Source organism: Rhizobium sp. PP-F2F-G48 (assembly GCF_004342335.1).
GTDB lineage: Bacteria > Pseudomonadota > Alphaproteobacteria > Rhizobiales > Rhizobiaceae > Ferranicluibacter.
Map to the genome: position 1 here is coordinate 271,723 of NZ_SLVH01000006.1, position 13,411 is coordinate 285,133.

Annotated in this window: 9 protein-coding genes and 1 pseudogene; 6 read left to right on the forward strand and 4 right to left on the reverse strand. The window is 64.9% G+C overall.

Annotated elements, in window-relative coordinates; translation table 11 throughout:
• The first annotated feature begins 65 nt into the window (after window positions 1–65).
• From C8J36_RS24965 to C8J36_RS15865, 6 genes and pseudogenes are all read left to right on the forward strand, one after another.
• On the forward strand, window positions 66–206 hold the full coding sequence (locus C8J36_RS24965; RefSeq protein WP_165915074.1) for a hypothetical protein: 141 nt from the start codon (window positions 66–68) through the stop codon (window positions 204–206).
• A gap of 183 nt (window positions 207–389) precedes the next feature.
• Window positions 390–1,007: a BA14K family protein gene (locus C8J36_RS15845; RefSeq protein WP_132536235.1), complete on the forward strand. Its 618-nt coding sequence runs from the start codon at window positions 390–392 to the stop codon at window positions 1,005–1,007.
• A 61-nt stretch (window positions 1,008–1,068) separates the two neighbouring features.
• Complete coding sequence (locus C8J36_RS15850) at window positions 1,069–2,271, forward strand: glycosyltransferase (RefSeq protein WP_132536237.1); 1,203 nt, start codon at window positions 1,069–1,071, stop codon at window positions 2,269–2,271.
• Between the two features lie 14 nt (window positions 2,272–2,285).
• Window positions 2,286–3,398, forward strand: a pseudogene (locus C8J36_RS15855) (glycosyltransferase family 1 protein); the annotation flags it as partial.
• Between the two features lie 109 nt (window positions 3,399–3,507).
• Window positions 3,508–6,762 carry a glycosyltransferase gene (locus tag C8J36_RS15860; RefSeq protein WP_132536241.1) on the forward strand — a complete coding sequence of 1,085 codons (3,255 nt, stop codon included), beginning with the start codon at window positions 3,508–3,510 and terminating at the stop codon, window positions 6,760–6,762.
• Window positions 6,759–9,098, forward strand: coding sequence for a glycosyltransferase family 4 protein (locus C8J36_RS15865; protein WP_245506582.1), 2,340 nt, complete (start codon window positions 6,759–6,761; stop codon window positions 9,096–9,098). The genes C8J36_RS15860 and C8J36_RS15865 overlap by 4 nt, the downstream gene beginning before the upstream one ends.
• An 11-nt stretch (window positions 9,099–9,109) precedes the next feature.
• Here C8J36_RS15865 and C8J36_RS15870 read toward each other — a convergent pair whose 3' ends face one another.
• The 4 genes from C8J36_RS15870 to paoA all read right to left on the reverse strand — a co-directional run bounded on the left by C8J36_RS15870 (window position 9,110) and on the right by paoA (window position 13,370).
• Window positions 9,110–9,421 (reverse strand): Dabb family protein, encoded by a 312-nt coding sequence (locus tag C8J36_RS15870; protein WP_132536243.1) that lies wholly within the window; start codon window positions 9,419–9,421, stop codon window positions 9,110–9,112.
• 109 nt (window positions 9,422–9,530) lie between these two features.
• Window positions 9,531–11,729 (reverse strand): aldehyde oxidoreductase molybdenum-binding subunit PaoC, encoded by a 2,199-nt coding sequence (gene paoC, locus C8J36_RS15875; protein ID WP_132536245.1) that lies wholly within the window; start codon window positions 11,727–11,729, stop codon window positions 9,531–9,533.
• Between the two features lie 4 nt (window positions 11,730–11,733).
• Window positions 11,734–12,684: a xanthine dehydrogenase family protein subunit M gene (locus C8J36_RS15880; RefSeq protein WP_132536247.1), complete on the reverse strand. Its 951-nt coding sequence runs from the start codon at window positions 12,682–12,684 to the stop codon at window positions 11,734–11,736.
• Window positions 12,681–13,370, reverse strand: coding sequence for an aldehyde dehydrogenase iron-sulfur subunit PaoA (paoA, locus tag C8J36_RS15885; RefSeq protein ID WP_132536344.1), 690 nt, complete (start codon window positions 13,368–13,370; stop codon window positions 12,681–12,683). The genes C8J36_RS15880 and paoA overlap by 4 nt, the downstream gene beginning before the upstream one ends.
• Window positions 13,371–13,411: the final 41 nt, after the last annotated feature.

Genomic DNA, 13,411 nt, shown 5'->3' on the forward strand with positions numbered 1-13,411 from the left:
TCCGTCGCGATGCGATGACGCCGCCTGCCATTGACGGCAAGCGGCGTCATCGGCAAAGATAGGACATGCCCCAACACGATCTCGACCACGACGCCCCGCCTTCCCGCCGGGCGAAACTCATCTTCGGCGTCCTCGTCTGCATCGTCGTGCTGGCCACGGTCAGCAGCATGGCGACGTCGATCGTGCTCTATATGAAAAGCGTCTGAGCAGCCGCTTTTCATCTCCGCCACGGCGCAGAAACGCGGCGGACCGCCGGCACATATCTCATACCATGCAGATCTGATGTTTTCGACACGCGAAAGCTGTCGGAACACTCCGCCGCAACATGCGTTGACGGGCAGATTCTCTCAAGGATCGCCACGTTTTCTCTGCATGTCAGGAGCATCATCATGAAAGCCACGGCCACGCTCGCTTTCTTCCTCACCGTCGCCATGACGCTCTTCGTTGCCGGTTTCCTGAGCGCTTCCGCCCTGATGGCGAAGCCCGCGACGGAAGCGCTTGCCAATCTCAACGCACCCGACCTCTGGACCTCCGAGCCGAAGCGGGTCGAGACGGCCGAGCGCAGCGTTGATCGCGCGCCCGCCGCACCGCCTGTCGATCTCGCATCCTCGGAGAGCCTTGCCGTTGCAGAGCCTGTTGTTGCAATGGCCAACGCGTCAGCCGAGATCGATCAGACGGAGCCAGGCACGCCCGTCTCCGAGACGGACATCGCGACCACCGCGAGCCAGGCTGCAAGCAATCCCGAGCACCAGACCTGGTGCGAGCGCCGGTACCGCTCCTATAGCCCCGAGGACAACAGCTACAGCTCGTATAGCGGCGAGCGGAAAACCTGCATGTCACCCTATATGGACGTCGCGTCCACCGACGACATTGGCCGGATGTCGTCATCGGATCTTGTGACCGACGATCATGTCCGCCTGTGCCAGCAGCGCTATTCGTCCTACCGCGTCTCCGATGACACCTACCAACCCTATGGCGGCCCGCGTCGGGCCTGCGTCACGAATTGATACGGCGCCCCAAGCAAAAACCCGAGGCAGGAAGACAGTCCCCTTTCATGACAGGCAGGCCATGACAGCGCGGCGCATCGTCGTCATCAGCGACTTCCAGGACGGGCCGTCTGACGATGGCGCCTTGTCCACGGTGGAGGCAGCACGCGACGACTGGATATCGGGCCGGCGGGGCGGCAGACCGCAGATCGTTTCGGATCTTGAGGCAGTCGCGGTCGATGGCGGCTACATCGAGCGCCTGCCTCTCGCCTGCCTCAAATCGGGCCTTGTTGATTGTGCCGAGATCTGGACGCATTGGCGCGGCAGCCACCCGCCGGAAACGCGCAGCGGCGCGAGCCCCCATCTGACGCGCCGGGTCTTCCGCATGAACGGCCCGGAGGCGCCCTTCGCGTCCAACGACATGCTCGGACATATCGCAGCCTTCGGCGCGCCGCACATTCTCTGCGTCTGGGGCCTCGGGGTCAGCGAGGAGATCCTTCTGGCCTGCCGCGACAGCGTCAAGATTTACAATTCGATCGACGCGCCGGCACTGCGCATTCCGCCAGAGGTGAGCCGACATTTCGATCTCGTCCTCACCGGCGCACAGTGGCAGTCCGACGTCGTGCGCGAACGGCATCCGGATATGGCGACGGCCATCCTGCCGGTCGGTCCCGAATTCGCCTCGGATACGACCTTCTATCCGCTGGACCTTCCGAAAACCTACGACATCATCTATGTCGCCGCGGCGCAGGGCTACAAGCGCCACGACATTCTGTTCGACGCCATGGCCAGGCTTCCACGCTCGGTGCGAGCGCTCTGCGTCTGCGGGTACGGGGAAATGATCGATGACTTTCGGCGCCAGATCGCGGAGCGGGGCATCTCGGTCGATCTCATCGAGCCGCCCGGCGTTCCCTTCGAAGAGGTGAACCGCCTGATGAACGCGGCGCGCATCGGTGTCGTCTGCGGTGTCGATGACGGCGCCCCGGCCATCCTCACCGAATACATGCTGGCGGGCCTTCCGGTTCTTGCCAACAGCGCCCTCTCCTGTGGCCGGCAGTACATCACGCCCGAGACCGGCCGAACGGCGACGGCGGAAGACTTCCATCTGGCCATCGCCGACATGCTGGAAAACCCGGCGGCTTTCGCCCCACGCACCATCGTCCAGGCCCAATGGACCTGGCCACACACCGTCCAGAGGCTGGAATCTCTGATATCGGAGACTTACGAAAAAAGAGCGCTTCGCCACGGAACCGAGAGAGGGTCGCACAGTTTCCTGCAAGCTTGACGGAAGGGAGCTCGATGAATCTACTGGGTGCGTTTTCAAAGGTTTCGGAGGGCATTTATTGCACCGACGCACCGATCGTCTGTTTCTCTCATCTGCGCTGGGATTTCGTTCTTCAGCGGCCGCAGCACCTGATGCAGCGGTTCTCTGCCGATCGGCAGGTGTTTTTCTTCGAAGAGTTCATCCCGACCGACCATCATCTGGCCTATCTCGAAATTCACCCCTTTGCCGGCACCGCGGTCAAAGCCATCCGCCCCCGCGTGCCGCACGGATGGAGCGACGCACAGCGCGAAGCCGCGCTCGCACATCTGCTTGACGATCTCCTGGCGCTGCACGGCGGCCGACAGCCGATCCTCTGGTTCTATACGCCGCTGATGTTTGCCTTCGCGCGCCATGTAGACGCGGCGGCCGTCGTCTACGACTGCATGGACGAACTGGCGAATTTCAAATTCGCGCCACCGCAGTTGAAGGCCATGGAGCAGGCACTGCTGGCCCGGGCCGATGTCGTCTTCACAGGTGGCTACAGCCTCTACGAGGCGAAGCGCGACCGCCACGACAATCTCCATGCGTTCCCATCGAGCGTCGATGCCCACCATTTCCGGACGGCTCGCGAAGGTCAGTCCGCGCCAATCGATCAGGCCGCCATCAAGGGCCCGAAGTTCGGTTTCTACGGCGTGATCGATGAACGGCTCGACCTCGCTCTCATTCGCGACATCGCCGCCGCGCGGCCGGACTGGTCGTTCGTCTTTCTCGGCCCGGTGGTAAAGATCTCGCAGGACGACCTCCCGCGCGCTGACAACCTTCATTATCTCGGGCAGAAGAGCTACGCCGAACTGCCGTCCTATCTCTCCGGCTGGGACGTGGCGATGATGCCCTTCGCGCTGAATGAAGCGACGCGGTTCATCAGCCCCACCAAGACGCCGGAATATCTTGCCGCCGGCCGGCCCGTCGTCAGCACGCCCATCACCGACGTGGTCCGCAGTTATGGCGACGTGCCCGGCGTTTTCATCGGCGATGATGCGGCAAGCTTCATCGACGCCTGCGCCAAGGCCTTGGCTCTGCGGCAGTCTTCCGATTCCTGGTTGGAGACGGTGGACGCGCTTCTGGCCCGCTCCTCGTGGGACGACACGGCGCGACAGATGCGCATGCTGATCGAGCACACGATGGGCGGGCCAGCGCCGCTTTCGCCCGAAGTAGTCAGCCAGCACGCCGCGCGGACACAGGGTCAACCGGCACCCCATGCCTGAGCAGCCCGCAAGACGCCCGCTCATCGTCCTTGCAACGGACAGCCGCGACCCATCGGGCCTCGGCGAGCATATGCTGGCGCTTGCCCGCGGCCTGTCCGTGGATCATGACGTGATCCTGCTCGCCGATCCGGAAAGCGCCGGCCAATTCCTGACCAAGGCGGTGAGACAGGGGCTCGCCGTCAAGGATTTGCTACCCGACGATCAACTGGGGGCTTGGCTCGAACACGCGGATATCGACCTGCTGCATGTCCATGCCGGCATCGGCTGGGAAGGACACGGGCTTGCGGCCGCCGGCGTCGCAGGCGGCATTCCCGTCATCCGGACGGAGCATCTGCCCTATCTCCTGACCGACCCGGACCAGCAGGCGCAGTACCGCACGGAAACCTCCGGTCTCGCCCACCACATCGTCGTGTCGGAAGCCTCGCGGAAGACCTATGCCGACGGTCATATCGACCCGTCGCGCATGACCGTCGTTCGCAACGGTATCTTCCCGCTCGAACCCGCCGTGACGCGCGACCGGATGCGCGCAACTCTCGGCCTTGCCGGGCGGACGGTTCTTCTCTCCGTCGCCCGCTTCTCCGCCCAGAAAGATCACGCCTCGCTGATCCGCGCCATGCCCGCGATCGTGCACCGTCACCCCGCGGTTACTCTTCTTCTGGTCGGCTCCGGTGAAGAACGGATGCGGGTCGAAGACCTGGCGGGCGAGATGGGCGTTGCCGCATGCGTCCGTTTCCTCGGGCACCGCGACGACATCGCCGATCTCATGGCGATCGCCGATCTCTTCGTTCTGCCCTCCCTGTTCGAGGGCCTGCCGCTCGCCGTGCTGGAGGCGATGTCGGCCGGTGTCCCCGTGGTCGCCACGCGGATCGGCGGCACCCTGGAGGCGCTCGGCGACGAGCACCCGTTCTTCGCCGAACCGGGTCAACCGGCTTCGCTTGCCGAAACCGTCATTCAGGCGCTCGACGACCCCGCAAAACGTGCAATGGTCGGGCAGTCCGGACGTGCCCATTTTCGCAGCCACTTTTCCGCCGCGCGAATGGCCGCGGAAACCGCCTCCGTCTACCGGCCGTTCCTCACGCCGAACTCATCCCTGCAAAAGGACCGCTCCATGCAAAAGACCCGCCTCGGCTTTATCGGCGTCGGGGGCATTGCCCACCGCCATCTCGACATTCTCGCAAGCTTCCCGGATGTCGAACTGGTCGCCTTCGCCGATCCGGACGCGGCCCGTGCCGACGCGGCGGCCCGTCGCTTCGGTGCGAAATCCTTCTCCAGCCACCCCGACATGCTGGCGAACGCAGCGGTGGACGCCGTCTACATTTGCGTGCCGCCCTTTGCCCATGGCGATCCGGAGCGCGATCTGATCGCGCAGGGCATCCCGTTTTTCGTGGAAAAGCCGGTGTCGCTCGATATCGCCCTTGCCGAAGAGATTGCGGCGGGCATCGCGGAAAAGAACCTCGTGACGGCTGTCGGCTATCACTGGCGCTATCTCGATACGGTCGAGGAAGCCCGTGCGCTTCTGGCCGACAACCCCGCGCAACTGCTGTCCGGCTACTGGCTGGACTCGACCCCGCCGCCGCAATGGTGGTGGAAGCAGGACAAGTCCGGCGGTCAGATGGTGGAACAGACGACGCATCTGCTCGATCTCGCGCGCTTCCTGATCGGCGAGGTGACGGAGGTCTATGGTCGCGCCGGCCATGCGGAACGGCAGGACTTTCCCGGTCTCGACGTGCCCACCGTCAGCACCGCGAGCCTCACCTTCCAGTCCGGCGTCGTCGCCAACATCGCCTCCACCTGCCTTCTCGGCTGGAGTCATCGCGTCGGCCTGCATATCTTCGCCGACAAGCTTGCGATCGAGTTGACCGATCGCGACATCATGGTCGATGTCGGCCGGGGCCGGCCGGTCCGGCCGGCCGATGGCGATCCTGTCTGGCGGGAGGATCGCGACTTCATCGATGCCGTGCGCGGTGGAGAGAACCGCATTCGCTGCCCCTATGCCGATGCCGTCGCCACGCACCGGCTGGCGCTTGCCGTCGTCGCCTCGTCGCGCAGCGGCGAGCCCGTACATCTCGACCTTCCCACCCTCGCCCGTACCCCACCGGCGCCGCTGCAGTTTCAGCCCCGCCCGGAGGACGCTCCCCGCGGCATGCCGCCCGGACACCGAAAAATCCGCTCGCTCGGGATCGAGGCGCCGGGACGCGCCTATGTGTTCGAGTATGAAGAAGGTCCGCCCACCGATGGACAGGTCCGGTTGGAAACGCTTTACACCGGCCTTTCCGCCGGCACCGAACTGACCTTCCTCAAGAACACCAACCCCTATTTCCGCTCCCGCTTCGATGCCGGCCGCGGCGTGTTCATCGAAAACGAGCCGGATCTGCACTACCCCGTGCCCTTCCTCGGCTACATGGAGGTCGCGCGCGTGGCGGAGTCCCGCACCGGAGGCTACGCCGAAGGCGACGTGCTCGCGACGACCTATGCCCACAAGACCGGCCATACGGCCGACCCCTATCACGATGTGCTCGTGCCCATGCCGGCCGAGATCGATCCGCTTCTCGGCGTTTTCGTCGCGCAGATGGGCCCGATCGCCGCGAACGGCATCCTGCATGCGGATGCGGAATCCATGGGAACGCAGGTCGCGACCCTCGGCGCCGGCGTTGCCGGCCGTCCGGTGCTGGTCATCGGTGCGGGCACCGTCGGCCTGATGACGGCGCTTTTTGCCCGCAAGCTCGGCGCATCCGACGTCGTCATCACCGACCCCTCGGACTTCCGTCGGGGAAAGGCCGAAGCCATGGGCCTGACCGCCATGACGGAGGACCAGGCCTGGCAGCATGCGAAGGCCCGCTGGCATGATGGCGGTCTCGGTCGGGGCGCCGATCTCGTCTTCCAGACGCGCGCGCATTCCGGCAGCCTGCAGACCGCGCTGAAGGCTCTGCGTCCGCAGGGAACGGTGATCGACCTCGCCTTCTATCAGGGTGGCGCGGACCATCTTCGGCTTGGCGAGGAGTTCCACCATAACGGCCTCAACATCCGATGCGCCCAGATCAACCGCGTGCCGCGCGGCCTGTCGGCGCTCTGGAACCGCCAGCGTCTTGCGCTCGAGACGGTCGATCTCCTGCGCCACGACGGCGCGGCGATCCGCGAGCACATGGTCACTCATGTCGTGCCGTTCGAGGACGGCCCCGCCTTCCTTCAGGATCTCGTGGAGCATCGCCCGGACTTCCTGCAGGTCGTCTTCAAGGTCGGCGCATGATGCAGGCGGCAGAAGCGGCAGTATCCGGGGAACCACCGATCCGTATCCTCTTCGTTTTCGCCTGGCTGGTGGTCGGCGGAGAGGAGACGGAAGTCCGGCTGCTTGCGCAGGCGCTCGATCCCGCCCGTTACCGTATCGACGTGGTCGCCTGCTTCCGCAAGCCCGGCATGCCGGAACAGACGCATGAGCAGCTGAAGGCGCTGGGCGTTTCGGTGGACACCGCCCCCTACGCCATGTCCTTCGAGGATACGGTCTCCTATCTCGCCGGCAAGGTTCCGGGCTACGACGTCGTGGTCTCCTGCCAGAACGTTGCGGACATCTATCCGGCGCTGGAGCGTCTGAACCTCTGCCCGCCCCTGATCGAACATGGCGGTCTCGTCTCCGAGGCCTTGGCCGGCCCGAAGCATCTGACCGCCCGCTATGTCGGCGTCTGTCGTTCCATCCGGGATGCCGCGGCCTCCCGCATGCCGGGCCGCGAGAGAGATGCGATCGAGATCCCCTCCATGGTGGATCTCTCCGCCTTCGACCCGTCCCGGCGGGCGGCCATGCGGGCGGAACTCGGGCTCTCCGACCGACACATCCTGATCGGGTGGGTCGGTCGGCTCGATCCGAAGAAGAATGTCGGACAGGTCATCGAAGCGGCAGCGCTTCTCAAGGCCGAGAATCCCGATTTGCGCTTCGTCATCGTCGGAGGCCCCGACGCCTTCATGCCGGACTATGCCGCAGACCTTCGGCGGCGTGCCGCGGCGCTCGGCCTGTCGGACGCGATGCAGTTCCTGGGCGACCGCAAGGATATTCCCGATCTGCTTCAGGCTTTCGACATCTTCGTCTGGCTGTCGCGCGGCGAAGGCATGCCGCATGTCATCGCAGAAGCCGGCGCCGCCGGCCTTCCGGTCATTTCGACCCCGGACAACGGCGCGCTGCAGCAGATCGAGGACGGCACCACCGGGCTCATCGTCCCCTATGACGATCCTGCATCGGTCGCCGCCGCCGCACGCCGCCTGATCGCCGATCCGGCGCTTTGCAAAAGTCTGGGCGATGCCCTGCAGAAGAAGGTCGAACGCCTCTACGCCGTCGAGGCCGTCGTGCCGCAGTGGGAGCACCTTCTGGAGACGGTGGTTGCAGCACGCGTTCCCAGCGGCCCGACCGGTCTTTTCCGGTCGTTCATCCAGGGCGGGTTCGAATGTTCGACGCATCGGCTGCGCCCGACGCCGGAGGAGCCGCTCGGACCCCGTCTCGACATGATCGACGATATCGGTCACGACATCCACGCCGAGCGCGATTATCGACAGTTGCAGAGCTTCGGCATCCGCACTGTGCGCGATGGCTTCCGCTGGCACAGGATCGAGACCGGCGGCATCTTCGACTGGTCCAGCGTGCGACCCATGCTGCAGGCGGCGGCCCGCTCAGGCACGCAGGTGATCTGGGATGTGCTGCATTATGGCTGGCCCGACGATATCGACATCTGGACGCCGCATTTCGTGGAGCGCTTTGCCCGCTTCGCCGGTGCCTGCGCCCGTATTGTGCGTGAGGAAAGCGACGACATCCCTTTCTATTGCCCGGTCAATGAGATCTCGTTCTTTTCCTGGGGTGCCGGCGATGCCGGCTATCTCAACCCCTTTGCGAACGGCCGTGGCTTCGAGCTGAAGGTCCAGCTCGCCCGTGCCGCAATCGCCGGCATGGATGCCATCCTCGCCATCGATCCCCGCGCACGCTTCGTGCATTGCGACCCCGTGATCAACGTCATCACCGATCCGTCCCGGCCATGGGAGACCCCGGTCGCGGAGGGACACCGGCAGTCGCAGTTTCAGGGATGGGATTTGCTTTCGGGCCGCATGTGGCCGCAGATCGGCGGCGCCGAGCGCTATCTGGACGTCATCGGCGTCAACTACTACTTCAACAACCAGTGGATTCACGGCGGTCCGCCGATCGACATAGGCCATCCGCTCTACAAGCCGTTGCGCACGATCCTGATCGAAACCTATGCCCGCTACGGCAAGCCGATGATGATCGCCGAAACCGGCATCGAGGACGACCGCCGCGCCGCCTGGTTCACCTATGTGGCACAGGAAGCTCTGGCCGCCATGAAGGCCGGCGTCCCGCTCGAAGGTCTGTGTCTCTACCCGATCGTCAACCATGCCGGCTGGGACGACAAGCGTCCCTGCCAGAACGGCCTCCTCTCCGCCGGCATGACCGCGGAGGGACGACGCGTTCATGAGCCATTGGCCGCCGCTATCAACGCCTTCCGGCAGGGTGACGGCCGGCTGTTGGACCACGGCGGCCGACAGGACTCCGGCGCAGGAATACGGGAAGGTCAGCGGGCTTTGCGCCTCTGACCTGAGGCGGATCAGATCTCGAGATCGACGACGATGACGCCCTCGGGTCCGCCCTTGGTGTGGGCGACGATCCGCGCTCCGGCCGCCTGGTGGTGCGGATCGACAAGATAGGCATCGCGAACGGCTGCGCTCTCGAAATCGAACCAGAACGCATCGTTGAAGCCGCGCATCATCTCCGTTTCGACGCTGACATTGGGACCGGCATGAAAAGCGCGGATGCCCTCGACATGGCCCTTCAGCGCGTCGAGCTCGTGGTAGATCGACTGCTTGTCGGCCTCCGTCACGCTGTCCTTGAATTTCAAAAGCACGATATGCCGGATCATCGAGTATCTCCTGCCAATCCGATGGTCCGTCGGGAGGACGGGCCGAAACGAGATGAGGCTGGCGCGAAACAAGCGCCAGCCTCAAAAGCAAAGCTCCGTGTGCCGATCCTCAGCTGAGCTGAGGCAAAGCCCCGATCAGCTTGTCGAGGGTCACGGGATAGTTTCTGACCCGGATGCCCGTTGCATTGTAGACGGCGTTGTTGATCGCCGCCGCCACGCCGCAGAGGCCCAGCTCGCCGACACCCTTCGCCTTCATCGGCGAGGACATCGGATCTGTCTCGTCCATGAAAATGACCTCCTGATGCGGAATGTCGGCATGAACCGGCACCTCGTACCCCGCAAGATCATGGTTGACGAAGAAGCCGCGCTTCTTGTCGACGGCGAGCTCCTCGGACAGAGCCCCGCCGACGCCCATGGTCATCGCGCCGATGACTTGGCTGCGAGCCGTCATCGGGTTGAGAATACGGCCGGCCGCGCATACCGCGAGCATGCGGCGGATGCGCGGTTCGCCGGTCGCGATGTTGACGCCGACCTCCACGAAGTGCGCGCCGAAGGTCGATTGCTGCTTCTCCTCGGAGATATCGCCGTATTCGATCGTATCCTCGACGACAAGCGGCACGTCCTTGACAGCCTCGCCCAGCGGCACGCGCCGATCGCCCGAAATCACCATGCCGTCCGCAAAATCGATGCCGTCCGCATTGAAGCCGAGCGCCTTGGCGATGGCGTCCCGCATCTTGACGCAGGCGGCATAGACACCTGCCGTGGCGCTGTTGCCGCCCCACTGCCCACCCGAACCGGACGAGACCGGAAAGCGGGAGTCGCCGAGATTGACCGCAACGCGGTCGAGCGGCAGGCCGAGCATTTCCGCAGCCGTCTGGGCGATGATCGTGTAGCTGCCCGTGCCGATATCCGTCATATCGGTCTCGACGGTGAGGATGCCTTCGCGATCGAGCTTCACGCGTGCCCCGGATGCCATGACCATATTGTTGCGGAAGGCGGCTGCGACGCCCATGCCGACCAGCCATTCGCCGTCCTGCACCGTACCGGGACGCGAACTGCGCTTGTCCCAGCCGAAGCGTTCGGCCCCGAGCTTCATGCAGCCGATCAGATCGCGGTGCGAGAAAGCCTTTTCCGGCTTTTCCGGATCGACCTGCGTATCGTTGAGGATCCGGAAGGCAACCGGATCCTGACCGAGCTTCTCCGCCATTTCGTCCATGGCGACTTCGAGCGCCATCAGGCCGGGGGCCTCGCCCGGCGCGCGCATGGCATTGCCCTCGGGCAGATCGAGCACGGCCAGCCGCGTCGCCGTCATCCGGTTGGCGCCGGCATACAGAAGCCGTGTCTGCTGCACCGCCGCCTCCGGCCCACCGCCTTTGAGGTCGCCCGACCAGCTCTCATGCGCGATCGCGGTGATCTTGCCGTCCTGCCCGGCACCGATCCGGATGCGCTGGATGGTGGCTGGCCGATGCGTCGTGTTGTTCATCAGGAACGGCCGGGGCAGCGCGACCTTCACCGGGCGACCCACCGCACGCGCGGCCAGCGCGGCGAGAACCGCGTCTGCGCGCAGGAACAGCTTCGACCCGAACCCGCCGCCAATGAACGGCGACATGATGTGGATCTTCTCCTTGTCCATATCGAGTGCGGTGGCGAGATCCGACCGCCACCAGTCGACCATCTGGCTCGATGTCCAGACGGTCAGCGCATCGCCGTCCCATGCAGCGATGGACGCATGCGGCTCCATCATCGCATGCGACTGGTCGGGCGTCGTATAGGTCTGATCGAGCTGCACCGCCGCCGCCTCGAAGGCCGGCGCGAAATCGCCTGCCGCCGAATCCGGCTCACCGTCCTTGGGCGTGATGGCACCGTCCATCGACGCCTCGAGATCGAACGCGCCTTTCGCTTCTTCGTATTCCACCTTGATCAGGTGGGCTGCGGCCCGGGCCTGCTCGAAGGTTTCGGCGATCACGACGGCGATGGCCTGGTGATAATGGTTGATCTCGGTACCGCCGAAGAGCTTTGCCGTATTGCGCTTGGCTCTCTTCAGATCCGGCATGCTGTCGCTGGTCACGATCTTGATGACGCCCGGCGCGCGGCTGGCCGCAGCCACGTCCATCGAACGGATGCGGCCCTTGGCGATCGCGGCACCGAGGGGATAACCATAGGCATAGGGCAAGCCGTCATCGTGCCACTCATAGGCATATTTCGCGCGGCCGGTCGTCTTCAGCTGACCATCGATGCGCTCGATCGGCTTACCGACGACCGTCATGCGGTCGATCGGATTCTGTGTCGCAGGTGTGTCGAACTTCATGGTCTCAACCCTTCGCTTCGGCAAGGACGGCGCCAAGCGTCCGCTCGACCAGCTTCACCTTGTAGGCATTGTGTTCCGTCGGCTGGGCATCGAGCAGCAGGCGGCGCGTTACCCGGCCGGCACCGCTCGGCAGTTCCTCGTCCGCCGTATCGAGACGCCACGGCTTGTGCGCCACCCCGCCCACCGCGACGCGGCCGGTTCCGTCCGGCTGGATCACCGCGCCGACCGAGATCAGCGCGAACGCGTAGGATGCGCGATCGCGAACCTTCCGGTAGATCTGCTTCCCACCGATCGGCTTCGGAAGCACGACGGCGGTGATGATCTCGCCCTTCTTCAGCGCCGTTTCGATATGCGGCGTGTCGCCCGGCAAAAGGTGGAAGTCGGCGATCGGGATGCTGCGCTTGGCGCCATCCGCACCAACGGTCTCGACCACTGCATCGAGCGCCCGCATGGCGATCGCCATATCGCTCGGATGCGTCGCAATGCAGGAGGCGCTGACGCCGACGATGCCGAGCTGGCGGCTGAAGCCGGCGATGGCGGAACAGCCGCTGCCCGGCTGCCGCTTGTTGCAGGGCTGGTTGGTGTCGTAGAAATAGGGACAGCGCGTGCGCTGCAGAAGATTGCCCGCCGTGGTCGCCTTGTTGCGAAGCTGCCCCGAAGCCCCGGCGAGAAGCGCACGCGACAGGAGGCCGTAATCGCGCCGCACCCGCTCGTCGGCCGCAAGCTCGGTGTTGCGCACCAACGCTCCGACCCTCAGACCGCCCTCGGGCGTCGCCTCGATCGTGTCGAGCCCCAGCGTGTTGACGTCGATCAGGTGGGTCGGTGTTTCGATTTCGAGCTTCATCAGGTCGAGAAGATTGGTTCCGCCGGCGATGAACCGGGTGGCCTCATGGCTGGCCGCCGCCTTGGCTGCCGCCTCCACCGACGTCGCACGCTCATAGGTAAAGGACTTCATGCCGGCCTCCCCGCGACGTCCGCAATGGCGTCGACGATGTTGGAGTAGGCCCCGCATCGACAGATGTTGCCGCTCATCCGTTCGCGGATCTCCTCGAGGCTGAACTCGGTCTTGGCGGTCAGATCGCCCGTCACATGGCTCGGAATGCCGGCCTTGATCTCTTCGAGCACGGCGACCGACGAACAGATCTGACCGGGCGTGCAGTAGCCGCACTGGTACCCGTCATGCTTGACGAAGGCGGCCTGCATCGGATGAAGCTTGCCGGGCTCGCCCAGACCCTCGATCGTCACGACCTCGTCGCCTTCATGCATGATGGCAAGCGACAGGCAGGAATTGATCCGGCGTCCATCCACCATCACCGTGCACGCGCCGCACTGGCCGTGATCGCAGCCTTTCTTCGTGCCCGTCAGCTGCAGATGCTCCCGCAGCGCATCGAGCAGCGTCGTCCGGTTGTCGAGCGTCAGGGTCCGGTTCTCGCCGTTGACCTTGAACGACACGCTGGAGGTCTCGCCGGCCGGCATGCCGGCTGCCTTTGCGCTGGCCGGGGCCTGAGTCTGAGCCTGGGCCTGGGCCTGCGCGCGTGCCGACGAGGCAACGCCGCTGACCGCGACAGTTGCAGCGGAGGCCATCAGCAGGTCCCTCCGGGAGAGATCGAGGTCGCCTTGGTGTAGCATGTCGTGCTCCATGTTCTGGTGAAAGTACCGCGACATGGCATTGCGCGGCCCGT